Here is a 25579-nt window from a genome sequence, read left to right on the forward strand (position 1 = left end):
AGCTAAGCCTTATTGCGCCGATGGTACTGCAAGGGGGACCTTGTGGGAGAGTAGGTCGCCGCCGAACAATCATTGAATAAAGAGGGAGGGCCCGCACCGGGTGGTGCGGGCCCTTTCTGCGTTTATGGCGTCTTCTGCGTTCAGCCAGGTCCATTTCTGCCCGTCCCGCCCCCCGGCCCCGTCAGAGCCGGCCCGTCGACTTCCACCGGCGCGCTGTCGAGGCTCGTGAGCAGGACGACCAGTGCCCCGGGTGCGGCCTGATGGAGCACCTCAGCTGTTGGGCCCCTCGCGTCCGTCTCGACCAGTTACGGGGGGCGGCGGGGCGGGCCGCGTCCATGGCGGCGTCCAGGCGCGGGATGTCCCCGACCCGTCCTGCCGACGTACGGCCGGTGTCGAGGACCACGAGGATCTGGCGGTCGGTTCGGGGCGCCAGGTGCGGACCGTCATCTCCGTCTGGCGCGCGGTGGCCCGTCAGTCGATGGAGCGTGTGTCGTCGCCCGGCACGTACGCGCGGAGGCTGTCGAACTCCGTTCGTCGAAGAGTGCTCCGCCGGTCTTTCCGGCGGCCGCGCAGCGCGGCAGGCCGAGCCGCCACCAGAGCGCGTCGAGCAGCACGATCACGAGGACGGCGGTCACGACGACCCCGGTGCGGCCGCCGGGGCCATGCCGGAGGCCGAATCGAAGTGGTCGCCGGCACTCACCCCGCGGCGGTCACCCTCTCAGCTGCCGGGGTGGCCGCCGCCGGGCGGCTGGGCTCCGTAGCCGGTGATGCCGGCGGCGCGGGTGAGCTTCAGGTCGAGGGCCTCGCGCCGGATGCGCCGGTCCACGTAGAGCAGGACGGTGACGCCCGCCGAGATCGGCAGGGTGACGGCGGACGCGATGACCGAGCCGATGGCGGTGATGACGACGTATGCCCAGCCGAAGTGCGGGGTGCCGCCCGCGAGCACGCTGTCGATCCCGGAACCGCCGTCGGCGACGGTCGCGACGAGGCTGAACGGCACGGCGACGATCAGGGAGACCAGGAGGGTGAGCACCCCGGTGAGGAGCAGGACGCCGAAGGTCCGCCACCAGGCGCCGCGCACCAGCTTCGCGGAGCGCCGCATGGACGCGGTCACGCCCTGGCGCTCCAGCATCAGCGCGGGGGAGGCCAGGCTGAAGCGGATCATCAGCCAGACGGCGACGGGGAGTGCGGCGAAACAGAGGAGCGTGGTCGTCGCGAGGCCCGCGTCGGTGTGGCTGGCGAGGCCGGGTACGAGGGCGACCGCCACGATCGCCGCGCCGATCAGCGGCAGCAGCAGCGTGAGCCCCAGCAGCTGGGGCAGGCGGGGCCGTGCCTCGCGCCAGGCGTCCTGGAAGGCCACGGGGCGGCCGAGGACGGAGCGGCTGACCACGACGGTGAGGACGGCCGTGGTGAAGAGGGTGCCGATCAGGGTGATGGCGATCGAGATCAGCGAGGTGACGAGCGTCGACTGGATGGCGTCGCCGAGCTGGTCGAGGGCCTCGGTGGGGGAGGCGGAGGGGTCGATCTCGGCCGGTGCGGAGGCCAGGAGGCGTTCGAGGAGGATGTCGCAGGTCCTGGTGACCACGGCGACCCCGACGGTCAGGCCGAGGACCGTGCGCCAGTGGCGGCGCAGGACGGACACGGAGCCGTCGAGGATCTCGCCGAGGCCGAGGGGGCGCAGCGGGATCACCCCGGGCTGCGCCGCCGGCGGCGGGCCGCCCCAGCCCGCGCCGCCGCCCCAGCCGGGGCCGCCGGCCGGACCGGGGCCGCCCCGGGCCTGGGCGCGCGGGGGCCCTGCCTGGGCGGGCACGGACGGCGGGGCGCCGGGCGGCGACCACTGGCCAGGCGGCGGCTGCTCGGCGGACCACTTGCCGGAGGATGCGCCCGGCTGGTCCGCGGGGGGTGGCGTGCCGTTCTCCTGGCCGTCGGACGGGGCAGATCCGGGCGAGGTCCAGCCCGGAGTGTCGTTCACGGTCGTCCACCTCGTGGCAGTGTCGTCGGTTGGGCACGGCGGTCCGGTGCTCTGGTGCGGCCCGTTGCTGCCGGTGACCGTCGGGTTGGTGGCCATCGTGCCACGCGGTACCCGGGGCCGGGCCAGAGGGCGGGCGCCCCGATGCGATCTCTTCGCGGCTTCATTGTCCCCGCCCGACCAGGCAGACTGGGCGAATGGCTGATCCGTACGCACCTGTCGCCGCCGACGCACCGTCCTCGCAGGTTCCGGCGCTCCGCTGGGACGAGCCGCCCGAGGGGCCGGTGCTCGTGCTGCTCGACCAGACGAGACTCCCCGCCGAGGAGGTCGAGCTCGTCTGCACCGACGTGCCGGCGCTGGTGGGGGCGATCCGCACGCTCGCCGTGCGGGGTGCGCCGCTGCTCGGCATCGCGGGGGCGTACGGGGTGGCGCTCGCGGCGGCCCGGGGCTTCGACGTGGAGGACGCGGCGCAGGCGCTGGCGCACGCGCGCCCCACCGCGGTCAATCTCGCCTACGGGGTGCGCCGGGCGCTCGCGGTGTACCGGAGCGCGCTGGCCGGCGGCGGGGACCTCGGCGCCGCGGCCGGAGCGGCGCTCGCCGAGGCGGAGCTGCTGCACCGGCAGGACGCGCAGAGCAGCGCGCGGATGGCCTCCGCGGGCCTCGCCCTGCTCGACGAGTTGCTTCCCGGCGGAAACCACCGGATCCTGACCCACTGCAACACCGGGGCGCTCGTCTCCGGTGGCGAGGGCACCGCGTTCGCGGTGGCGCTTGCGGCGCACCGGGCCGGGCGGCTCCAGCGGCTGTGGGTGGACGAGACCCGTCCGCTGCTCCAGGGGGCCAGGCTCACCGCCTACGAGGCGGCCCGCAGCGGGATGGCGTACACGCTGCTGACGGACAACGCGGCCGGGTCGCTGTTCGCGGCGGGCGAGGTGGACGCGGTGCTGATCGGCGCGGACCGGATCGCGGCGGACGGCTCCGTGGCGAACAAGGTGGGCAGCTATCCGCTCGCCGTGCTCGCCAGGTACCACCATGTGCCGTTCGTGGTGGTCGCGCCGACGACGACGATCGACCCTGACACCGCGGAGGGGGCGTCGATCGAGGTGGAGCAGCGTGCGGGGCAGGAGGTGACCGAGTTCGCGGTGCCTCCGGCCGCGGGCTCGGAGCCGGGGGCCGGGGTGCCGGTGGCCCCGCTCGGGACGCAGGCGTACAACCCGGCGTTCGACGTCACTCCGCCCGAGCTGGTGACGGCGCTCGTCACGGAGGACGGGGCGCTCTCCCCGGTGACCGGCAGTGGAATCGCTGACCTGTGTGCCAGGTCACGACAGGCAACGATGGGCTGATGGGATGATGTCGATATGAAGGGACGCGTCCTTGTCGTCGACGACGACACCGCACTCGCCGAGATGCTGGGCATTGTGCTGCGTGGTGAAGGGTTCGAACCGTCGTTCGTGGCGGACGGGGACAAGGCGCTTGCCGCGTTCCGCGAGACCAAGCCCGACCTGGTGCTGCTCGACCTGATGCTGCCCGGCAGGGACGGCATCGAGGTGTGCCGCCAGATCCGGGCGGAGTCCGGGGTCCCGGTGGTCATGCTCACGGCGAAGAGTGACACGGTCGACGTGGTCGTCGGCCTGGAGTCGGGGGCGGACGACTACATCGTCAAGCCCTTCAAGCCCAAGGAGCTCGTGGCCCGGATAAGGGCCCGCCTGCGCAGGTCGGAGGAGCCGGCGCCGGAGCAGCTGACCATCGGCGACCTGGTGATCGACGTGGCGGGCCACTCGGTGAAGCGCGAGGGCCAGTCCATCGCGCTCACCCCGCTGGAGTTCGACCTGCTGGTGGCGCTCGCCCGCAAGCCGTGGCAGGTCTTCACCCGCGAGGTGCTGCTCGAACAGGTCTGGGGCTACCGCCACGCCGCCGACACCCGCCTGGTGAACGTGCACGTCCAGCGGCTGCGCTCGAAGGTCGAGAAGGACCCGGAGCGGCCGGAGATCGTCGTGACCGTCCGCGGGGTCGGGTACAAGGCAGGACCGAACTGACATGACCGGCGGCAGCACCGCGCCGAAGGCCGGGCGTCCTGGGCGCGGCCGCCGCTTCCAGGGCGGCCGGCTCCTTCAGGACGCACCGGCGGGCGGCCCGGTGCTGCGGCTGGTCGTCCGGCTGCTGCGGCGCCCGCTGCTGCCGGTGATGCGGCTGTGGCGGCGCAACATCCAGCTCAGGGTCGTCGCCGCCACGCTGCTGATGTCGCTCGGCGTGGTGCTGCTGCTCGGCTTCGTGGTCATCGGGCAGGTGCGCAACGGCCTGGTGGAGGCGAAGGAGAAGGCCGCGCAGAGCCAGGCGGACGGCGGGTTCTCCGTCGCCCAGGAGAAGGCGGACGCCCCCTCGCCCGGCGGCAGGAGCGACGACGGCACGGGCTCCACGGTCGCGGGCACGAACTCCTGGCGCACGGACCTCGTGGAGCAGCTGGCGAGCGGCGGCCCCGGGGCGTTCAATGTGGTGGCGCTCAGCGCCGACCCGCTGCCCAAGCGGGCGCCGCGCACCTCCGGCGGCGTCGACCTGTCGTCCATCCCCGACGACCTGCGGCGGGCGGTCGCCGGGGGCACCGGCGAGTTCAAGACGTACGCGCAGATCAAGTACACGGACGCGTCGGCCGACCGGCAGCCGGAGCCGGCGCTGATCATCGGCAAGCGGCTCAACGACGTGGACCGCCACCCGTACGAGCTGTACTACCTGTTCCCGCTGACGCAGGAGGAGCAGTCGCTCAACCTCGTGAAGCGGACGCTGGCCACGGCGGGCCTCTTCGTGGTGGCGCTGCTCGGCGCGATCGCGTGGCTCGTGGTGCGGCAGGTGGTCACGCCGGTGCGGATGGCGGCGGGGATCGCCGAACGGCTGTCGACGGGGCTGCTGCACGAGCGGATGAAGGTCACAGGCGAGGACGACATCGCCCGGCTCGGCGAGGCGTTCAACAAGATGGCGCAGAACCTCCAGCTGAAGATCCAGCAGCTGGAGGAGTTGTCGAGGATGCAGCGGCGCTTCGTCTCGGACGTGTCGCACGAGCTGCGTACCCCGTTGACGACGGTGCGGATGGCCGCCGACATCATCCACGAGTCGCGCGGCGACTTCGACCCGGCGACGTCGCGCTCGGCGGAGCTGCTGGTGGGGCAGATCGACCGGTTCGAGTCGCTGCTCGCGGACCTGCTGGAGATCAGCAGGTTCGACGCGGGGGCGGCGGCGCTGGAGGCCGAGCCGATAGACCTGCGGGAAGTGGTGCGGCGGGTGATCGACGCGGCGGCGCCGCTGGCGGAGCGCAAGGGCTCCACGGTGCGGGTCCTCGGCGACGGGCAGCCCGTGGTCGCCGAGGCGGACGCCAGGCGGGTCGAGCGGGTGCTGCGCAACCTCGTGGTCAACGCCGTCGAGCACGGCGACGGCCGGGACGTCGTCGTACGGCTCGGCGCGGCGGGCGGGGCCGTCGCGGTCGCGGTGCGCGACTACGGCGTGGGGCTCAAGCCGGGCGAGGCGACGCGGGTCTTCAACCGGTTCTGGCGGGCCGACCCGGCGCGGGCCCGTACGACGGGCGGTACGGGCCTCGGCCTGTCGATCGCGGTGGAGGATGCGCGCCTGCACGGCGGCTGGCTCCAGGCGTGGGGCGAGCCCGGCGGCGGCTCGCAGTTCCGGCTCACGCTGCCGCGCACGGCGGACGAGCCGCTGCGGGGCTCCCCAATACCGCTGGAGCCCGAGGACTCCCGGGGCAACCGCGAGCGGGCCGCGGCCGTGGCGGACAAGAGCGTGCGGCGGGTCGCGAACACGGCGTTCCCGGTGCCGGGCGGCGGTGGCGCGCTGCCCGCACCGCCGGGCCAGGGCCGGCGCCCGACCGCCGTGGTGGACCCGGCGGCCCTGCCGGGCAGCGGCTCCCGCGTGGTCCCGAGGGCCACCGCGGACCGCCCCAGGGACGGCGGGGACGCCACAGACGCCGGGTCGCCGCCCCGCCGCCCCGACGGCGGCGCGGCCGGCCCCCCGGCGAGCAGCGGCACGACCGGCGCCGGCCGCTCGGCGCAGGACCCCTCTGTGCAGGGGGCTCCGGACGGCGAGGGCACGGACGGCGGCGGTCCTGCCGCGGAGGCTTCGGACGGCGGCGGCCCGGTCGTGCCCCCGTCGGGTGGCGGTGCTTCGGCGCAAGGACTTCCGGGGCCCGGGGACGCGGGCGCCGGTGATGCGGACGGTGACGACGGCGGGCCCGCCGTGACCGGGGGCGGCGGAGCCGGGGACCGGCACGGTGCCGTTGCCGGGGGGAGCGGGGAGCCGCGTGAGCGGGGTCCGGACGGGGCCGCGGGGGACGGCGGTCAGGACCGCAGGGCGGCGGCCGAGGGCGGGCGCGGCTCGGGCGCGGGGGGCGTGGACGGCGGCGGTTCCGTCGCGGGCGGTCGGACGGGTGGCGTGTCGGGTCGGGAAGGGGCGGGGCGTGGGCGGTGATCGCGTGCGACGCGTGCGGGTGCCGGCAGTGCTCGTGGTGCTGGTGATGGCGCTCGCGGGGTGCGCGTCCATCCCCGACAAGGGGGACGTGGAGCCGGTGAAGGCGTCCCCGCAGGACGAGTCCCAGGTGCGGGTGTACGCGGTGCCGCCCCCGCCGAACGCGTCGGCGGGGGACATCGTCGACGGGTTCCTCGAGGCGATGACCAGTGATGACCCCGGGTTCGCCATGGCCAGGAGGTATCTCGCCAAGGACGAGGCGCACGACTGGCAGCCGCAGAAGGTCACGACGGTGCTCGGCGAGGCGCCCGACCTGGAGGGGCCGGCCAAGCCGCCGTCCGCGGACCAGCCGGGACTGACGTACCAGATGCACGGGGAGCAGATCGCGACGGTCGACGAGGGGCACGTGTACCGGCCGTTGAAGCCCGCCGCGTACCAGCAGGCCCTGCACCTCATCCAGGAGAAGGTGGGCGACCACAAGGAGTGGCGCATCGACGCCCTGCCGCAGGGCCTCGTCCTCGGGGCGTCCGACTTCCAGCGCAACTACCGCCCCGTGGACACGTACTTCTTCGCGCGGGGGGACGGCTGGCTGGTGGCCGACCCCGTCTTCATCAGGCAGCGGATAGACCCGCTGACCCGGATGGATCCGATCACCCAGGCCGTGAACACGCTGCTGTCCGGGCCGACGGGCTGGCTGGAGCCGTCCGTCACGTCGTCATTCCCCGCGGGGACGCGGCTGGCCAAGGGCACCAGGACGCTCCAGTTCGACGACAGCAACGCGCTGACCGTGCCGCTGAGCGCCGCCGCGAAGAAGGCGTCGCCCGACGTGTGCAAGAAGATGGCCGCGCAGCTGTACTTCACGCTGCGGGACCTCACCTCGACCCGGGTCGGCCAGATCGCCCTGCGGGCCGGCGGCAGCGCGCTGTGCTCCGTGACCGGTGACGAGGCGCTGGCGTACGCGCCGGGGAACGCCTCTGGCCGGTCCGACGACGCGTTCTACGTCGACTCGGACGGCCGGCTCGCCCGCCTGCGGCCCGACGACAGGCACGGCAGCGACAAGGACAACCTCGTCCAAGGGCCGTTCGGCGACGGGGCGGTGAAGCTGGACGCGGTCGCCGTCGCCCGCGACGAGCGGACCGCGGCGGGCGTCGCGCAGGACGGCAAGTCGCTGTACGTCGCGTCGATCACGGGCAGTGGGGACGCCGGCGACCCGCTGGCCACCAGCGCGGGCAAGAAGGCGTCCGACCGGCTGTCGGCGCCGAGCTGGGACAGCCGCGGGGACCTGTGGGTCGCGGACAGGGACCCGGACCACGCGCGGCTGCTGCAGTTCGAGAACGGCGCGTCCTCGCCGGTCGAGGTGCGCGTGGACGGTCTCGGCGGGCGCAGGATCGAGGCCGTACGGCTCTCCTCGGACGGGGTGCGCATCGCGCTGCTGTTGACGCGGGGCGACCGGACGAGCCTGGAGATCGGGCGGGTCGACCGGACGGGCACCGGCGCCGACAGGACCCTGGCGGTGGAGGACCTGAAGTCGTTGACGCCGCAGATGGAGACCGTCACCGCGGTCTCCTGGGCGGGGCCGAGCCGCCTGGTGATCGTCGGCAAGGAGGCGGGCGGTGTGCAGCAGGTGCGGTTCGTCCAGGCCGACGGGTCGACCTCGGACGCGAGTGTGCTGCCAGGGCTGAACCAGGTGACGGCGATCGCCGCGGGCGACACCGACGCGAAGGCGCTGGTCGCCGACTCCGAGGACGCGGGCATCGTGCAGCTGCCCTCGGGCGGCAACTGGCAGGCCGTCGTGGACCACGGGGCGTCGCCGGTCTATCCGGGCTGACGCGCGGGCGTCCGCGGCGGGCCGCGGCCGACACCCGCGGTCACCGGCGCTGTCGCGTGTGTCGCGTGCGGCGCGGGTGCCCACGGCCCGGTTGTCCACAGGCGGTTGTCCACAGGGGTGGCCGGGGCGGCGCGGCAGCGGCACAGTGGTTGCCATGCGGGGCTGGTGGCGGGAAATCGGCGGCCTGGTGCTGCCGGTCGCGTGTGCGGGGTGCGGCAGTCCGAGGACGTCGCTGTGCGGGGAGTGCCGCCGGGAGCTGTACGGGGCGTGGCCGTGCCGGGTGCGGCCGTCGCCCGAGCCGCCGGGGCTGCCCCCGGTCTGCGCGGCGGCGCCGTACGAGGACGCCGTGCGTGCCGTGCTGCTCGCGCACAAGGAGCGGGGGGCGCTGGGGCTCGCCCAGCGGCTCGGACGGGCGCTGGCGGGCGCGGTGGACGCCGTGGCGCCCCCGGGGACGGGCACGGGGCCGCTGCTGCTCGTGCCCGTGCCGTCGACCTCGCGCGCGGTGGCGGCGCGCGGGCACGACGGCGTGCGCAGGGTCGCGGCCGCCGCCGCGGGCGAGCTGCGGCGCGCCGGGCGGGCCGCGCGGGTGCTGCCCGTGCTGCGGCAGCGGCGCGCGGTGGCCGACCAGGCGGGCCTCGCCGCGCACCAGCGGCTGGCGAATCTGGCGGGCGCGCTGGAGGTCGCGGGCGGCGGGGCACGGCTGCTGGGGGCGGGCCGGGTCGTGGTCGTCGACGACCTGGTGACGACGGGCGCCTCGCTCGCCGAGGCCGCCCGCGCGGTGCGTGCCGCGCGGGACGCGGAGGCCGGGGCGCCGCTGGCCGCCGCAGTGGTGGCCGCCTCTTCGGTCTCTTTCGAAATAAACCGGAACTGACCGGTTACTTACGCGATCGAAGGTAATGCCGGGGGAAAGTTGCCTGAAGGGGGGTACCTGCCGGTACCAGGTGCCGCGACCCCGTCCGGAGAGCTATGTTCGGTTGTGAGGAATGGCGCAAGCCGTGACTCGATGAATGCGCTGTTGCGCTCCGGCGTTTTCGGGGATCCTCCGGCGGGCACGGGTGGAAAACACACCGCCGGGGAGGAGGAGGTGGAAGTCGCCAAGTCCGAGGCTCCGGCGGCTGCCGGGGTCTGGTGCAACAAGGGGCGCCGCCGCAGCGAGGCGAGGCGCTCCGGGAACGGAGTTCTGCGTGGACATCGTCGTCAAGGGCCGCAAGACAGAGGTGCCGGAGCGGTTCCGGAAGCACGTGGCCGAGAAGCTGAAGCCGGAGAAGATCCAGAAGCTCGACGGCAAGGTCATCAGCCTCGACGTCGAGGTGTCCAAGGAGCACAACCCGCGCCAGGCGGACCGTTGCGACCGGGTGGAGATCACGCTCCGCTCGAAGGGGCCGGTGATCCGCGCCGAGGCGTGCGCGGGCGATCCGTACGCGGCGCTCGACCTCGCCACGGGCAAGCTGGAGGCGCGGCTGCGCAAGCAGCACGAGAAGCGCTACAACCGCCGCGGCACGGGCAGGCTCTCCGCCGCCGAGGTCGCGGACCGGGTCCCGGGTGTCGCGGAGTACAGCATGAACGGTGCCGCGTCGGCGGAGCCGGACGGCGGAGCGGCCGTGCAGACCAAGCGCATCGGCTCGCTCGAGGTGCAGGGCGACGGCCCGCTCGTCGTCCGGGAGAAGTACCACGCCGCAGCGCCGATGACGCTCGACCAGGCGCTTGAGGAGATGGAACTGGTCGGCCACGACTTCTACCTGTTCGTGGACTTCGACACGAAGGAGCCCAGCGTCGTCTACCGGCGCCACGCCTACGACTACGGCGTGATCCACCTCAGTACCGATCCCCTCGCGGCCCCCGAGACCGGTGGCGCCGGGGGCGCGCTCGGCGGCTGAGTCCGCAGTGACAGGAGCGGTGACAGGAGTGGTGCCCCCGAGGACCCGACGGGTCCTCGGGGGCACGCCCGTGCCGGACGGTGGCCCCGCCGCGAGGCCCGGGCATGGAATCATGGGTACGCAGGCCAACGGGCGGTCAGTGCAGTGAGGTTGGCCGCGTCAGCAAACTTGGGGCCACGGCCTTCAGGGGGAGGAACGATGGCGGACGGCTTCGGACCGGTGCTCGGGGCGCAGGGCCACGGGACGCCGGTCGACGGTGCCGAGCCCGACGAGCGCGACGCGTACGGCGCGTCCGGGAAGGAGCCCATCCGGGTCCTCGTCGTGGACGACCACGCCCTCTTCCGCCGCGGCCTCGAGATCGTCCTCGCGCAGGAGGAGGACATCCAGGTCGTGGGCGAGGCCGGGGACGGCGCAGAGGCCGTCGAGAAGGCGGCGGACCTGCTGCCCGACATCGTGCTGATGGATGTGCGCATGCCCAGGCGCGGCGGGATCGAGGCGTGCACCTCCATCAAGGAGGTCGCGCCGAGCGCGAAGATCATCATGCTGACGATCAGCGACGAGGAGGCCGACCTCTACGACGCCATCAAGGCGGGCGCCACCGGCTACCTCCTCAAGGAGATCTCCACCGACGAGGTCTCCACCGCGATCCGCGCCGTGGCCGACGGGCAGTCCCAGATCAGCCCCTCCATGGCGGCGAAGCTGCTCACCGAGTTCAAGTCGATGATCCAGCGCACCGACGAGCGCAGGCTGGTGCCGGCACCGCGCCTGACGGACCGCGAGCTCGAAGTGCTCAAGCTCGTCGCCACCGGGATGAACAACAGGGACATCGCGAAAGAGCTGTTCATCTCCGAGAACACCGTGAAGAACCACGTGCGCAACATCCTGGAGAAGCTGCAGCTGCACTCCCGGATGGAGGCCGTCGTCTACGCGATGCGCGAGAAGATCCTCGAAATCCGCTAGGGCGTGTCTGACAATTCCCGTCGTCGCGCGGCAGACGGGAATTGTCAGACAGGCCCCAGAGGCTCAGGCGACCGCGCGGGTCAGGTCGGCGGCGAGGCCGGGGGCGTCGACGCGCTCGATCCGCACCGCGTCGCAGCCGACCCACTCGGCGGCCTCCCGCAGGGCCTGCGCCATCGGCGCGACCGCCTTCGGACCGGCCAGCGAGACCTGCCGGGCGACGAGCGTGGTGCCGGAACGCGCCGGATCCACCCTGCCGACCAGCCTGCCGCCCGAGAGCAGGGGCATCGCGAAGTAGCCGTGGACGCGCTTGGGCTTGGGCACGTACGCCTCAAGGCGGTGGGCGAAGCCGAAGATCCGCTCCGTACGGGCGCGCTCCCACACGAGGGAGTCGAAGGGGGAGAGCAGCGTCGTCCTGTGCCGCCCGCGCGGGGGCGCGGCGAGCGCCTCGGGGTCGGCCCACGCCTGCCTGCCCCATCCCTGGACCGTCACCGGGACCAGGCCGGAGTCCGCGATCACCGCGTCGACCTGCTCGCCCTTGAGCCGGTGGTAGTCGGCGATGTCCGCGCGGGTGCCGACGCCGAGCGCCCTGCCCGCGAGGCGGACCAGCGGGCGCAGGCACTCCGCGTCGCTCAGGCCGTCGTGCAGCAGGGCCGCGGGGACCGCGCGCTCCGCGAGGTCGTAGACCCGCTTCCAGCCGCGCCTGCCCGTGCAGACCACCTCGCCGTACATCAGGGCGCGCTCGACGGCGATCTTCGCGTCCGACCAGTCCCACCACGGGCCGCCGTTCTTCGCGCCGCCCAGCTCCGTGGCGGTCAGCGGGCCCGCGTCGCGCAGCTGCTTGACCACCGTGTCGTACGCGCCGTCCGACAGATCGTGGTTCCAGTGCGGGCGGGCGCGGTACGCGCGGCGGCGGAACGCGAACAGCGGCCACTCCTCGATGGGCAGCACGCACGCCGCGTGCGACCAGTACTCGAAGGCGTGCGGCTCGGGGGAGGGGCCGCCGGGCGGCGCAGGCGTCCAGTACGCCCGCTCGACGGCCTCGCGGCCGACGGCGCCGAGGCGCGCGTAGGGCACCAGCTCGTGCGAGCGGGCGAGCACCGAGATCGTGTCCAGCTGGACGGCGCCGAGGGCGCGCAGCACGCCGCGCACGCCGCCGCGGCGGTCGGGCGCGCCGAGGAACCCCTGCGCGCGCAGGGCGATCCTGCGGGCCTCGTCGGCGGACAGCTCCACGGCGGACGGCCCGGTGGCGGGCGAGGCGGTCGTCATGCTCGGCAGCCTAGGGCGCCCCACTGACAATCGGGCCTGACCTGCGCGGCAGCCGGTCCGCGGGGTGCCGCCCGCGCCCGGCCTCAGGCGTGGGCGCGCTGCGCGGGCAGATAGGCGTGCGCCCCGGCCAGCCCCAGGTCGGAGGGGAGCAGTGAGCCGATCCACACGTCCCGCAGCACGCCGCGGCAAAGGAGCGCGGCCCGCAGGGTGCCCTCCACCACGAAGCCCGCCCGCTCGGCGACCGCGCGTGACGCGGTGTTGCCGGTCTCCGCACGCCATTCGAGGCGCTCGACGCCCTGCCCGAAGGCCCAGCGGGTCAGGGCGCCGACCGCCTCCGCCGTGTATCCGCTGCCCCGGTGCTCCGGCACGGCCCAGTACCCGACCTCCCAGGTGCCGCCCTGCCGGTGCAGGTCGACCGCGCCCAGGAGCGGGCCGCCGCCGCGCGGGAAGAAGCCGAAGGTGTAGGCCGTGTCCGTGCGCCAACCCTCCGTGGCGAGCTGCTCCACGAAGTACTCCGCGTGCTGCCGCTCGTAGGGGGAGGGCACGGCGACCCACCGCTGGATCTCCGGGTCCTGGCAGGCCGCGTGGACGGCGTCGACGTCGGCGCCGCTCAGGGCGCGCAGGATGAGGCGGTCCGAGCGGAGGCAGAGCGGGTCCATGAACGGATTATCGCCACGGCCCCGGCGGGCCGGGGAAGTCTTTTCCCGGTGGACCGGCACCTTGGGCAGCCCCCGGGCGTTCTTGTTGACGGGTGACGGTGGTCCCGCATCGCAGCGGCCCTCCCGGCGCGGGCCGGTCCTCGCTTACGATGGCCGATGCGGTGGGGCACGCCTGCCGTGCCCGCGCCCGTACACGACCCCCAGTGCCAGGCCCGACCGGCAAGGAGACCAGCCTCAGTGTCCGTCTTCAACAAGCTCATGCGTGCAGGCGAAGGCAAGATCCTGCGCAAACTGCACCGCATCGCGGACCAGGTCAACTCCATCGAAGAGGACTTCGTCAACCTCTCCGACGCCGAGTTGCGCGCGCTCACGGACGAGTACAAGGAGCGCATCGCCGAGGGGGAGAGCCTCGACGACATCCTGCCCGAGGCGTTCGCCACCGTGCGCGAGGCCGCCAAGCGGGTGCTCGGGCAGCGCCACTACGACGTGCAGCTGATGGGCGGTGCCGCCCTGCACCTCGGGTTCGTGTCCGAGATGAAGACCGGTGAGGGCAAGACGCTGGTCGGTACGCTCCCCGCGTATCTGAACGCGCTGTCCGGCAAGGGCGTGCACCTGATCACGGTCAACGACTACCTGGCCGAGCGCGACTCCGAGATGATGGGCCGCGTCCACAAGTTCCTCGGCCTGAGCGTCGGCTGCATCCTGGCGAACATGACGCCGGCGCAGCGCCGCGAGCAGTACGCCTGCGACATCACGTACGGCACGAACAACGAGTTCGGCTTCGACTACCTCCGCGACAACATGGCGTGGTCGCAGGACGAGCTGGTGCAGCGCGGCCACAACTACGCGATCGTCGACGAGGTCGACTCGATCCTGGTGGACGAGGCCCGTACGCCGCTGATCATCTCCGGCCCCGCCGACCAGGCCACGAAGTGGTACGGCGACTTCGCGAAGCTCGTGCTCAGGCTCACCAGGGGCGAGGCGGGCAACCAGCTCAAGGGCATCGAGGAGACCGGCGACTACGAGGTCGACGAGAAGAAGCGCACGGTCGCGATCCACGAGTCCGGGGTCACCAAGGTCGAGGACTGGCTGGGCATCGACAATCTCTACGAGTCGGTGAACACGCCCCTGGTCGGCTACCTGAACAACGCGATCAAGGCCAAGGAACTCTTCAAGAAGGACAAGGACTACGTCGTCATCGACGGCGAGGTCATGATCGTCGACGAGCACACCGGCCGCATCCTGGCCGGCCGCCGCTACAACGAGGGCATGCACCAGGCGATCGAGGCGAAGGAAGGGGTGGACATCAAGGACGAGAACCAGACACTCGCCACGATCACCCTCCAGAACTTCTTCCGCCTGTACGACAAGTTGTCCGGCATGACCGGTACGGCCATGACCGAGGCGGCCGAGTTCCACCAGATCTACAAGCTCGGCGTCGTGCCCATCCCGACGAACAAGCCGATGGTCCGCGCCGACCAGTCCGACCTGATCTACCGCACCGAGGTCGCGAAGTTCGCCGCCGTCGTCGACGACATCGAGGAGAAGCACGAGAAGGGGCAGCCGATCCTCGTCGGCACCACCTCGGTCGAGAAGTCCGAGTACCTCTCGCAGCAGCTCAACAAGCGCGGCATCCAGCACGAGGTGCTCAACGCGAAGCAGCACGACCGCGAGGCCACGATCGTCGCGCAGGCCGGCCGCAAGGGCGCCGTCACGGTCGCCACGAACATGGCGGGCCGCGGTACGGACATCAAGCTCGGCGGCAACCCCGACGACCTCGCGGAGGCCGAGCTGCGCCAGCGCGGCCTCGACCCCGTCGAGCACGTCGAGGAGTGGGCCGCGGCCCTCCCCGCGGCACTGGAGAAGGCCGAGCAGGCCGTGCGCGCGGAGTTCGAGGAGGTCAAGAGCCTCGGCGGGCTCTACGTGCTGGGCACGGAGCGCCACGAGTCGCGCCGCATCGACAACCAGCTGCGCGGCCGCTCGGGCCGTCAGGGCGACCCCGGCGAGTCCCGCTTCTACCTGTCGCTCGGCGACGACCTGATGCGGCTGTTCAAGGCGCAGATGGTCGAGCGCGTGATGTCCATGGCGAACGTCCCTGACGACGTCCCCATCGAGAACAAGATGGTGACGCGGGCCATCGCGTCCGCCCAGTCGCAGGTCGAGCAGCAGAACTTCGAGACCCGCAAGAACGTCCTCAAGTACGACGAGGTCCTCAACCGCCAGCGCGAGGTCATCTACGGCGAGCGCCGCCGCGTCCTGGAGGGCGAGGACCTCCAGGACCAGGTCAAGCACTTCATGGACGACACCATCGACGCCTACATCCAGGCGGAGACGGTGGAGGGCTTCGCAGAGGAGTGGGACCTCGACCGGCTGTGGGGCGCGTTCCGGCAGCTCTACCCGGTCAAGGTCACCGTGGAGGAGCTGGAGGACGAGATCGGGGACCGCGCGGGCCTCACCGCCGAGTTCATCGCCGAGTCGATCAAGGACGACATCCACGAGCAGTACGAGCAGCGCGAGGGACAGCTCGGCTCGGACATCATGCGGGAGCTGGAGCGCCGCGTGGTGCTCTCGGTCCTCGACCGCAAGTGGCGCGAGCACCTCTACGAGATGGACTACCTCCAGGAGGGCATCGGCCTGCGGGCCATGGCGCAGAAGGACCCGCTGGTCGAGTACCAGCGCGAGGGCTTCGACATGTTCAACGCCATGATGGAGGGCATCAAGGAGGAGTCCGTCGGCTACCTGTTCAACCTGGAGGTCCAGGTCGAGCAGCAGGTCGAGGAGGTCGAGCTGCCCGCGCAGGACGCCGCCCCCGCGGACGCCGAGCCGACGTCGCTGGTCAAGGAGGACGCGGTGCCCGCCGGCGCCCGCCCGGAGATCCGCGCCAAGGGCCTCGACAGCCCGCAGCGCCCCGACCGGCTGCACTTCTCCGCGCCGTCCGTGGACGGCGAGGGCGGTGTGGTCGAGGGCGAGTTCGAGCACGAGCCCGTGGGCGGTCCCACGCGCTCGACGGCGGACGGCATGACCCGCGCGGAGCGCCGCAAGGCGCAGCGCGGTGGCGGCGGCCGCCGCCGCAAGAAGTAGTCGGCGGGCCGCGCGAGCGGCTCCACGCCTCGGGCCGGACCGCGCCGCCACAGCGCGCGTCCGGCCCGGGGCGTGTGCGGCCCCCCGCGCCGTCCGGGCCCGCCGCCGCGCCCCTCAGGTCTCCGTGCGCGGCGGGCGCGGGCCGTCGATCTCGACCGCCGCGCAGCGCCAGCGCCGGTCGGGGGCGCGTTCCAGGCGGAAGGCCATCGCGCGCACACGGTCGCCCGAGGCGAGGGTCGCGAACGCCTCCACCGCGTCGGGTCCTGGGCGGAAGGCGCGGCAGCGGCGCACCACAGGCGTCGGCTGCCCGGGGCGCGGCCGCAGCGGGGTGGCAGGGGCGAGCCGTACGAGCTGTTCGTACGCCTCGCCCACGGTCCAGCCGAGCATCCAGTGCACAGGCCGCTCGCCGCTGAGCACCGCGAGCAGGCGCTCGGCGAACAGGCTGTGTGGCGGACGGAGCGGTGCCCTGCGCCCGGCGGGCCCCGCCCCGGGGCCGCGCGGGTCGCGCCGGGACGGCGGGCGCCGTGCGCTGATGACGCGCGCGGCGGACGCGTCGGACGTGCGCGCGATGTGCGTACGCCCCGGCACCGGCGTACGCCCCGGCATCGGCACGGTCTTCGTGGTGGTCATGCGAACGCCCCCGTTCTGCCACCGACCGGTCTACCGGTCGGTAACTTTGTGTTGCGCATCTTCTACGGGCAGTGACGAGGGGTGCGCAAGGTCCCCGGCACCGCGCGGCGGCGGCGCGCCGCGTCACCCGGGTGAGTGAACGCGGGGAGCGCGGGCACCGGAACCGCACGGTGCGCCGCGTCCCCGGCGCGACGCGCGATGGACGCGGGCGCCGCGCAGGCGTCACTCCGAGGGAGGACACCCGCACGTATCCTGGACACCGCCTCGACCAGCACAGAACCCCGCCGGCCCACACGAAAGCGGTCCCGCCCATGCGCGTCTACGTCCCCCTGACCCTCCCCGGGCTCGCCGAGGCGCACCGGACGGGCGAACTGGGCCCCGGCCCCCTCACGGCGTACGCGGTGACGCCGGGGCTGCGCGAGTGGTACGTCTCCGACGACATCGAGGAGCTGGAGTACGCGGCGCTCAACCGGGCGGCGGCGGCCTCGCTGCGCGCGCTCGCCACGGACCCGTCCGTGCAGCGGCGCCGGGTGGTGGTCGCCGCCGACGTGCCCGACAAGGACGCCCTCGCGGACCCGGACCGCGGCTTCGACGGCGGCTCGGTCGGCGAGGTGCGGATCGCCGCCGCCGTGCCGCTGGCCAAGGCGGCGGCCGTCCATGTCGACGCGGACGACGCGCACGACGACGTGTCGGCGGCGGCCGCCGCGCTCGGGGCCGCCGACCAGGGCGACGACGACGCGCAGTTCGTCGTGGACGGCGCCGAGGACCACGAGCTGCTCTGGTACGGCGTGCAGGAGATCCCCGGCCTCGTCGGCTGACTCGGCTGACCGTGCGGGAGGCCGTGGCCGGGCCCGGCCTCGGCCCGGCCGGAAGAGGCCGTGGCGCGGGGCCGCCGCGGCCCGTTGTCGTACCCCGTGGGTACGGTTTCGGGCATGGGGAATCACAGCGCGCATCTCGTCTGGGACTGGAACGGCACGCTTTTCGACGACATCGAGGCGGTCCTCGCCGCCACGAACGCGTCGTTCGCGGAGATCGGCATCGAGCCGCTCACCCTGGAGCGGTACCGCGAGCTGTACTGCGTACCGGTGCCGGTCTTCTACGAGCGGCTGGTCGGCAGGCGGCCGACCGAGGCCGAGTGGCTCGTGATGGACGCCGCCTTCCACCGCCACTACACGGCCCGCAGGTCCGCGTGCGGCCTCGCCGACGGCGCGGCCGAGCTGCTGGCCGCATGGTCGCTCGCGGGCCGCTCCCAGTCGCTGTGCAGCCTGTTCGCGCACGAGGAGCTGCTTTTGGTGGTCGGCGGCTTCGGCATCGACCGGCACTTCGTGCGGGTGGACGGCCGTACGGGCCCCTCGGGTGGCGGCAAGGCCGAGCAGATGGCCCGGCACGTGGCCGCGCTCGCCGCCTCCGGCGCGGTCTCCGTCGAGCACACGGTCGTGATCGGGGACGCCCTGGACGACGCCGTCGCGGCCCGGCACGTCGGGGCGCGCGCCGTGCTGTACACCGGCGGCTCCCACAGCAGGGCCGGCCTCGCGGCGGCCGGGGTGCCCGTCGTGGACACCCTCAAGGAGGCGGTCGAGACGGCGTACACGCTGGTGGGGTGAGGTGCGGCGAGGCGGGGGAAGCGCGCGGGGGCGGGCGGGGTGCCGGTGCGGGGGAGAGGGGCGCGGGGCCGTGCCGCTGTCCAGACCGGCAAAGTCCGCGCCCGCTTTTGTACACCTGTGGCGCGTGACGGCGTACCCGTTGCGGGAGATAGGGTCGGCCTGTGATCAGCGCGATATGCGGAGCGGGCACGGCCCCCTGCACGCGCCCGGAGCGCCGCGGCGGCCGGGCGGTCGCTGACATATCCGAGGCGGTCGGTGTACCCCCGGAGCCGGACGCGCGGCCCGATGTGGCCGAATTCGTCGCGGACATCTCTCATCGCGGCATAACGTCGACCCCGACCGGAAACACCGCGTCGTGGCGTTGTGTCGGTTCGTTCACCTACGTCACGCAACGGCGCGCGACAGGAGCCAGAGGACATGCAGACCAACCTGGACGAAGCCAAGACCGAGCTGCTCGCTCGGGCGGCACGGGTCGCTGACGGCCCGATGGGGCAGACCGCGGGCCCGGGCGGCCGGCGGCCGGACCGCGACCCCGTCGAGCCCGGCAGCGGCGGCAGGCAGGACCAGGACACGCTCCTCGGCTACCTCAGGCGCTACTACCTGCACACGGCCCCCGAGGATCTGGCGGGACGGGATCCGGTCGACGTCTACGGGGCGGCCGTCTCCCACTACCGGCTGGCCGAGAACCGGCCGCAGGGCACGGCGAACGTGCGGGTGCACACGCCGACCGTCGAGGAGAACGGCTGGACCTCGACGCACTCGGTGGTCGAGGTCGTCACGGACGACATGCCCTTCCTCGTCGACTCCGTCACCAACGAGCTGACCAGGGGCGGGCGGGGCATCCACCTTGTCATCCACCCGCAGATCGCCGTGCGCCGCGACGTGGCGGGCAGGCTGATCGAGATCCTGCCCGAGGGCACGGCGGCGCCCGAGGGCGCCCACGACACGCACAACGAGTCGTGGATCCACGTCGAGTTCGACCGGGAGACCGACCGCGAGGACCTCAACCAGATCACGGCGGGCCTGCTGCGCGTCCTGTCCGACGTGCGCGAGTCCGTCGAGGACTGGGAGAAGATGCGGGGCGCCGCGCTCCGCATCGCCGACGAACTGCCGGGCGAGCCCACCCCCGCCGACCTCGCGGAGGGCGAGGTCGAGGAGGCCAGGGAGCTGCTGCGCTGGCTCGCGGCCGACCACTTCACGTTCCTCGGCTACCGCGAGTACCGCCTCACCGACCCCGACGCGCTGGTCGCGGAGCCCGGCACCGGCCTCGGCGTCCTGCGCTCCGACCCGCGCCACCACGACGCGGAGGACCACCCGGCGAGCCCGTCGTTCAGCAGGCTGCCCGCGGGCGCCCGCGCCAAGGCGCGCGAGCACCGGCTGCTCATCCTCACCAAGGCCAACAGCCGCGCCACGGTGCACCGGCCCAGCTACCTCGACTACGTCGGCGTGAAGAAGTTCGACGCCGAGGGCAACGTGGTCGGCGAGCGCCGCTTCCTCGGCCTGTTCTCGTCCGCCGCGTACACCGAGTCGGTGCGCCGGGTGCCGGTGGTGCGGCGCAAGGTCGCCGAGGTCCTTCGGGGCGCGGGCTTCACGCCCAACAGCCACGACGGCCGCGACCTCATGCAGATCATGGAGACCTACCCGCGCGACGAGCTGTTCCAGACGCCCGTCGACGAGCTGCGCTCCATCACCACGAGCGTGCTGTACCTCCAGGAGCGCCGCAGGCTCCGGCTCTTCCTGCGCAAGGACGAGTACGGCCGCTACTACTCCGCGCTCGTCTACCTGCCGCGCGACCGCTACACGACAGGCGTGCGGCTGCGGCTGATCGACATCCTCAAGGAGGAACTCGGCGGCAGCAGCGTCGACTTCACCGCCTGGAACACCGAGTCCGTCCTCTCCAGGCTGCACTTCGTGGTCCGGGTCGAGCCGGGCACCGAGCTGAGCGAGCTGACGGACGCCGACGCCGAGCGGATCGAGACGCGCCTCGTGGAGGCCGCGCGCTCCTGGGCCGACGCCTTCGGCGAGGCGCTCAACGCCGAGTGCGGCGAGGAGCGCGCGGCCGAGCTGCTGCGCCGCTGGGGCGCGTCCTTCCCCGAGGGCTACAAGGCGGACCACACGCCGCGCGCCGCCGTCGCCGACCTGGTCCACCTGGAGGCGCTCGACACGGGCGAGCGCGACTTCGCGCTGTCGCTGTACGAACCGGTCGGCGCGGGGCCCGACGAGCGCCGCTTCAAGATCTACAGGACCGGCGACCAGGTCTCGCTGACCGCGGTCCTGCCGGTGCTCCAGCACCTCGGCGTCGAGGTCGTCGACGAGCGCCCCTACGAGCTGCGCTGCGCCGACCGCACCCGCGCGTGGATCTACGACTTCGGCCTCAGGATGCCCGTCGCGCCGGCCGGCGGCGGCTACCCGGCCGACGACGTGCGCACCCGCTTCCAGGAGGCGTTCGCCGCGGTCTGGACGGGCGCCGCGGAGAACGACGGGTTCAACTCGCTGGTGCTCGCCGCGGGGCTCACCTGGCGCCAGGCGATGGTGCTGCGCGCGTACGCCAAGTACCTGCGGCAGTCCGCCGCCACCTTCAGCCAGGACTACATGGAGGACACGCTCCGCCACAACGTCCACACCGCACGGCTGTTGGTCTCCCTCTTCGAGGCGCGCATGAAGCCGGAGCGGCAGAGCGCGGGCATCGAGCTGACCGAGGCGCTGACCGAGGAGCTCGACGCGGCGCTCGACCAGGTCGCGAGCCTCGACGAGGACCGCATCCTGCGCTCCTTCCTCAGCCTGGTCGACGCCACGCTGCGGACGAACTTCTTCCAGCGCACGGCCGACGGCACCCACCACGACTACGTGTCGATGAAGTTCGACCCGCAGGCCATCCCCGACCTGCCGGCGCCGCGGCCCGCCTTCGAGATCTGGGTGTACTCGCCGCGCGTCGAGGGCGTCCACCTGCGGTTCGGCAAGGTCGCCCGCGGCGGCCTGCGCTGGTCCGACCGGCGTGAGGACTTCCGCACGGAGATCCTCGGCCTGGTCAAGGCGCAGATGGTGAAGAACACCGTCATCGTGCCCGTCGGCGCGAAGGGCGGCTTCGTCGCCAAGCAGCTGCCCGATCCGGCGGCGGACCGCGACGCGTGGCTCGCCGAGGGCATCGCCTCGTACAAGGTCTTCATCTCGGCGCTGCTCGACATCACCGACAACCTGGTCGGCGGGGCCGTGGTGCCGCCGAAGGACGTGGTGCGGCACGACGGCGACGACACCTATCTGGTGGTCGCGGCCGACAAGGGCACGGCCAGCTTCTCCGACATCGCCAACGAGGTCGCCGTCTCGTACGACTTCTGGCTCGGCGACGCGTTCGCCTCGGGCGGCAGCGCGGGCTACGACCACAAGGGCATGGGCATCACGGCGCGCGGCGCCTGGGAGTCCGTGAAGCGGCACTTCCGCGAGCTCGGCCACGACGTGCAGAGCGAGGACTTCACGGTCGTCGGCGTCGGCGACATGTCGGGCGACGTCTTCGGCAACGGCATGCTGCTCTCCGAGCACATCAGGCTGGTCGCCGCCTTCGACCACCGGCACATCTTCCTCGACCCGACGCCGGACGCCGCCGCGTCCTTCGCCGAGCGCCGCCGCCTGTTCGAGCTGCCGCGCTCCTCGTGGGCCGACTACGACACGAGCCTGCTCTCGGCGGGCGGCGGCATCCACCCGCGCACGGCGAAGTCCATCCCGGTCAACGCGCGGGTGCGCGAGGCGCTCGGCATCGAGGGCGGCGTCACCAAGCTGACGCCGGCCGACCTGATGCAGGCGATCCTCAAGGCCCCCGTCGACCTGCTGTGGAACGGCGGCATCGGCACGTACGTCAAGGCGGCGACGGAGACCCACGCGGACGTCGGCGACAAGGCCAACGACGCGATCCGCGTCAACGGCGAGGACGTACGCGCCAAGGTCGTGGGCGAGGGCGGCAACCTGGGCCTGACCCAGCTCGGCCGGATCGAGTTCGCCCGGCGCGGCGCCGGCGGCAAGGGCGGCAAGGTGAACACCGACGCCATCGACAACAGCGCGGGCGTGGACACCTCCGACCACGAGGTGAACATCAAGATCCTGCTCAACGGCCTCGTCACGGACGGGGACATGACCGTCAAGCAGCGCAACAGGCTGCTGGCCGGGATGACCGACGAGGTCGGCGCGCTGGTCCTGCGCAACAACTACGCGCAGAACACCGCGCTCGCCGCGGCCGTCACGCAGTCCTCCGACATGCTGCACGCGCACATGCGCTTCATGCGCCGCCTGGAGCGCGAGGGGCACCTCGACCGGGACATCGAGTTCCTGCCGAGGGACCGGCAGATCCGCGAGCTGCTCAACGCCGGTGGCGGGCTCACCCAGCCCGAGCTGGCCGTACTCATCGCGTACACCAAGATCACCACGGCGGACGAGCTGATCGGGACGAGCCTGCCGGACGACGCGTACCTGCTGAAGCTGCTGCACGCGTACTTCCCCACGCAGCTGCGCGGCGAGTTCGCCGGGCGGATCGACGCCCACCCGCTGCACCGGGAGATCATCACCACGGTCCTCGTCAACGACACCGTCAACACGGGCGGTTCGACCTTCCTGCACCGGCTGCGGGAGGAGACGGGCGCTTCCATCGAGGAGATCGTGCGGGCGCACACCGCCGCGCGGGAGATCTTCGGCCTGGGCGCGGTGTGGGACGCGGTCGAGGAGCTGGACAACAGCGTCGCGGCCGACGTGCAGACCCGGATCAGGCTGCACTCGCGCCGCCTGGTGGAGCGCGGCACCCGCTGGCTGCTCGGGAACAGGCCGCAGCCGCTCCAGATCGCGGACACCATCGCCTTCTTCGCCGACGGCGTGGAGCGGGTCTGGTCGCAGCTGCCCTCGCTGCTGCTCGGCACGGAGCACGAGTGGTTCGACTCGATCCTGGAGCAGATGAGCGGCGCCGGCGTGCCGAAGGAGTTCGCGACCCGGGTCGCCGGCTTCTCCTCGGCGTTCTCCGCGCTCGACGTCGTGGCGATCGCCGACCGCACGGGCAAGGACGCGCTGACCGTCGCCGAGGTCTACTACGACCTGGGCGACCGGCTGCGGATCACCGAGCTGATGGACCGCATCCTGGAGCTGCCGCGCACGGACCGCTGGAAGTCGATGGCGCGCGTGTCGATCCGCGAGGACCTGTACGCGGCGCACGCCTCGCTCACGGCGGACGTGCTCGCCTTCGGCGGCGACGGCGCGACCCCGCAGGAGCGGTTCACCGAGTGGGAGGAGAAGAACGCGGCGATCCTCGCGCGCTCCCGCAACACCCTGGAGGAGATCCAGGGCTCCGACTCCTTCGACCTGGCGAACCTCTCGGTGGCCATGCGCACCATGCGCACGCTGCTGCGCACCCACAGCTGACCCGGCACACCGCAGCCGGCCCCGCACACGCGAGCGCCCCCGGTCCGGATCACTCCGGCCCGGGGGCGCCGCGGTGCGCTGCCGGCCAGGTCAGGAGCGCGCGGCCGCCGCCTTGGCCTTCGGCTTCGCCGCCGTGAACTCCTCGTAGGCGGCGACGACCTCCTCGGCGGGGCCGTCCATGCGCAGCACGCCCGCCTCCAGCCACAGCGCGCGGTCGCAGGTCTCGACGATCGCCTTGTTGCTGTGGCTGACCAGGAAGACCGTGCCCGCCTGCTCCCGCAACTCGGCGATGCGGTCCTTGCTGCGGGCCTGGAACTTCGCGTCGCCCGTCGACAGCGCCTCGTCGATCAGCAGCACGTCGTGCTTCTTCGCCGCCGCGATCGAGAAGCGCAGCCGCGCGCCCATGCCGGAGGAGTACGTCCGCATCGGGAGCGAGATGAAGTCGCCCTTCTCGTTGATGCCGGAGAACTCCACGATCTCCTCGTAGACGTCCCGCACCTCGCGCCGGGACATCCCCATGGCGAGCCCGCCGAGCACCACGTTGCGCTCGCCCGTCAGGTCGGCCATCAGCGCCGCGTTGACGCCGAGCAGCGACGGCTGGCCCGCGGTGTGGATCCGTCCCGCCGAGGGCACCTGGAGGCCCGCGACGGCCCGCAGCAGCGTGGACTTGCCCGAGCCGTTCGAGCCGATCAGGCCGATCGCCTCGCCGCGGTACGAGGCGAAGCTGACGCCCTTGACCGCGTGGACCTCCCTGACCCCGACGGCGGGCCGCCTGGAGATCATCCGGCTCAGCGCCGAGGTGGCGCTGCCCTTGCCGCCCTTGGTCCCGTGGACCTTGTAGGTGATGTGCACGCCGTCCGCGACGACGGTCGGAATCCGCTGCTGCTCAGCCACGGCCGTAGCTCTCCTCGGCACGCCAGAAGTAGATGAAGCCGCCGCAGAAGAACAGCAGGCCCCAGCCCAGGCAGAGCGCCCAGACGTGCGGCGGGAGCTGGCTGCCGTGGAAGCTGTCGATCAGCGCGTAGCGCATGATGTCGATGTAGACGGCACCGGGCTGGCAGCGCAGCGCCATCACGACCCAGTGGGGGATGTCCTGGTGGCCGCTGGTGAGCTTCTGCACGCTCCACATGACGCCCGACGTGTACATCCACACCCGGGTGATGAACGGCATCAGCTGCGCGACGTCCGGGGTCTTGGCGCCGAGCCGCGCCATGATCAGGGAGATCCCGGCGCAGAACAGCGACTGGCAGAACAGCGCGGGAATCGCGAGCACCCAGTGGAACCGCGGGTACTGGCCGAAGCCCACCAGGATCAGCACCAGCGCGCACATCGAGAAGAACAGCTGCTGGAGCTGCTGGAGCACCAGCGAGAGGGGCAGCGAGGCGCGCGGGAAGTGCAGCGCGCGCACGAGGCCCTGGTTGCCGGAGATGGCGCGGGTGCCGACGGTGACCGAGCTCGACGTGTACGTCCAGATGAAGACGCCCGTGACCAGGAACGGGATGTAGTCGGGCACGCCCCGCTTGGTGTCGAGCAGCACACCGAAGATGAAGAAGTAGACGATCGCGTTGAGCAGCGGCGTCATGATCTGCCAGATCTGACCCAGCTTGGCCTGGCTGTACTGGGAGGTCAGCTTGGCCGTGGCGAACGTCGTGATGAAGTGCCGCCGCGACCACAGCTGCCCCACGTACTGGGGCAGCGTGGGGCGCGCCCCGCTGACCGTGAGTCCGTGGCGCGCGGCGAGCGCTGCGAGGTCCTCCTCCGGTTCCGGCGCCGGGGGAGTGGCATGAGTCGGTGCGATCGTCTGGCTCACAGGAGTCGCTTTCGGCGTGGTCGACGTGGTTCCACAGGGG

General features: G+C 72.7%; 17 protein-coding genes and 1 pseudogene. 11 read left to right on the top strand and 7 right to left on the bottom strand.

The window, feature by feature from the left end:
* Window positions 1-200: 200 nt before the first annotated feature.
* Both AB0910_RS21525 and AB0910_RS21530 read right to left on the bottom strand, forming a co-directional pair.
* Window positions 201-531 (bottom strand): annotated as a pseudogene (locus tag AB0910_RS21525) (DUF58 domain-containing protein); the annotation flags it as partial.
* Window positions 532-718: 187 nt separating this feature from the next.
* Window positions 719-1972, bottom strand: coding sequence for a glycerophosphoryl diester phosphodiesterase membrane domain-containing protein (locus AB0910_RS21530; protein WP_366746220.1), 1254 nt, complete (start codon window positions 1970-1972; stop codon window positions 719-721).
* A 194-nt stretch (window positions 1973-2166) separates the two neighbouring features.
* On the opposite strand from AB0910_RS21530, the gene mtnA reads away from it, so the two are divergent.
* From mtnA to AB0910_RS21565, 7 genes are all read left to right on the top strand, one after another.
* On the top strand, window positions 2167-3309 hold the full coding sequence (gene mtnA / locus AB0910_RS21535; RefSeq protein ID WP_366746221.1) for an S-methyl-5-thioribose-1-phosphate isomerase: 1143 nt from the start codon (window positions 2167-2169) through the stop codon (window positions 3307-3309).
* Window positions 3310-3324: 15 nt separating this feature from the next.
* On the top strand, window positions 3325-4002 hold the full coding sequence (mtrA, locus tag AB0910_RS21540; RefSeq protein WP_366746222.1) for a two-component system response regulator MtrA: 678 nt from the start codon (window positions 3325-3327) through the stop codon (window positions 4000-4002).
* Between the two features lies 1 nt (window position 4003).
* Entirely contained in the window at window positions 4004-6433 is a 2430-nt protein-coding gene (gene mtrB / locus AB0910_RS21545) for an MtrAB system histidine kinase MtrB (protein ID WP_366746223.1), read from the top strand.
* A gap of 13 nt (window positions 6434-6446) precedes the next feature.
* Window positions 6447-8258 carry an LpqB family beta-propeller domain-containing protein gene (locus tag AB0910_RS21550; protein WP_366746224.1) on the top strand — a complete coding sequence of 604 codons (1812 nt, stop codon included), beginning with the start codon at window positions 6447-6449 and terminating at the stop codon, window positions 8256-8258.
* Window positions 8259-8412: 154 nt separating this feature from the next.
* Window positions 8413-9129, top strand: coding sequence for a ComF family protein (locus tag AB0910_RS21555; RefSeq protein ID WP_366746225.1), 717 nt, complete (start codon window positions 8413-8415; stop codon window positions 9127-9129).
* Between the two features lie 313 nt (window positions 9130-9442).
* Complete coding sequence (gene raiA / locus AB0910_RS21560) at window positions 9443-10135, top strand: ribosome-associated translation inhibitor RaiA (RefSeq protein WP_366746226.1); 693 nt, start codon at window positions 9443-9445, stop codon at window positions 10133-10135.
* 198 nt (window positions 10136-10333) lie between these two features.
* Entirely contained in the window at window positions 10334-11095 is a 762-nt protein-coding gene (locus tag AB0910_RS21565; RefSeq protein ID WP_366746227.1) for a response regulator transcription factor, read from the top strand.
* A gap of 63 nt (window positions 11096-11158) precedes the next feature.
* Here AB0910_RS21565 and AB0910_RS21570 read toward each other — a convergent pair whose 3' ends face one another.
* On the bottom strand, window positions 11159-12361 hold the full coding sequence (locus tag AB0910_RS21570) for a crosslink repair DNA glycosylase YcaQ family protein (protein ID WP_366746228.1): 1203 nt from the start codon (window positions 12359-12361) through the stop codon (window positions 11159-11161).
* Window positions 12362-12444: 83 nt separating this feature from the next.
* A complete protein-coding gene (locus AB0910_RS21575; protein ID WP_366746229.1) occupies window positions 12445-13020 on the bottom strand; it encodes a GNAT family protein in 576 nt (191 codons plus the stop codon).
* 237 nt (window positions 13021-13257) lie between these two features.
* Between AB0910_RS21575 and secA the strand changes: the two genes are divergently transcribed.
* The gene (secA, locus tag AB0910_RS21580) at window positions 13258-16101 is read left to right on the top strand and encodes a preprotein translocase subunit SecA (protein ID WP_366746230.1); all 2844 of its coding nucleotides are present in this window, start codon (window positions 13258-13260) and stop codon (window positions 16099-16101) included.
* Window positions 16102-16215: 114 nt separating this feature from the next.
* On the opposite strand, the gene AB0910_RS21585 is transcribed toward secA, so the two are convergent.
* Complete coding sequence (locus AB0910_RS21585; protein ID WP_366746231.1) at window positions 16216-16731, bottom strand: Rv3235 family protein; 516 nt, start codon at window positions 16729-16731, stop codon at window positions 16216-16218.
* Window positions 16732-17042: 311 nt separating this feature from the next.
* Between AB0910_RS21585 and AB0910_RS21590 the strand changes: the two genes are divergently transcribed.
* The 3 genes from AB0910_RS21590 (at window position 17043) to AB0910_RS21600 (ending at window position 23729) form a co-directional block, all read left to right on the top strand.
* On the top strand, window positions 17043-17549 hold the full coding sequence (locus AB0910_RS21590; RefSeq protein WP_366746232.1) for a hypothetical protein: 507 nt from the start codon (window positions 17043-17045) through the stop codon (window positions 17547-17549).
* A 114-nt stretch (window positions 17550-17663) separates the two neighbouring features.
* On the top strand, window positions 17664-18335 hold the full coding sequence (locus AB0910_RS21595; protein ID WP_366746233.1) for an HAD hydrolase-like protein: 672 nt from the start codon (window positions 17664-17666) through the stop codon (window positions 18333-18335).
* Window positions 18336-18752: 417 nt separating this feature from the next.
* Entirely contained in the window at window positions 18753-23729 is a 4977-nt protein-coding gene (locus AB0910_RS21600; protein WP_366746234.1) for an NAD-glutamate dehydrogenase, read from the top strand.
* Window positions 23730-23819: 90 nt separating this feature from the next.
* On the opposite strand, the gene AB0910_RS21605 is transcribed toward AB0910_RS21600, so the two are convergent.
* Window positions 23820-24623, bottom strand: coding sequence for an ABC transporter ATP-binding protein (locus AB0910_RS21605; protein ID WP_366746235.1), 804 nt, complete (start codon window positions 24621-24623; stop codon window positions 23820-23822).
* Window positions 24616-25539 (bottom strand): ABC transporter permease, encoded by a 924-nt coding sequence (locus AB0910_RS21610; protein ID WP_366746236.1) that lies wholly within the window; start codon window positions 25537-25539, stop codon window positions 24616-24618. Before AB0910_RS21610 ends, AB0910_RS21605 begins: the two co-directional genes overlap by 8 nt.
* Window positions 25540-25579: the final 40 nt, after the last annotated feature.

Origin of the sequence: Streptomyces sp. NPDC047002 (assembly GCF_040704505.1) — a bacterium.
Classification (GTDB): domain Bacteria; phylum Actinomycetota; class Actinomycetes; order Streptomycetales; family Streptomycetaceae; genus Streptomyces.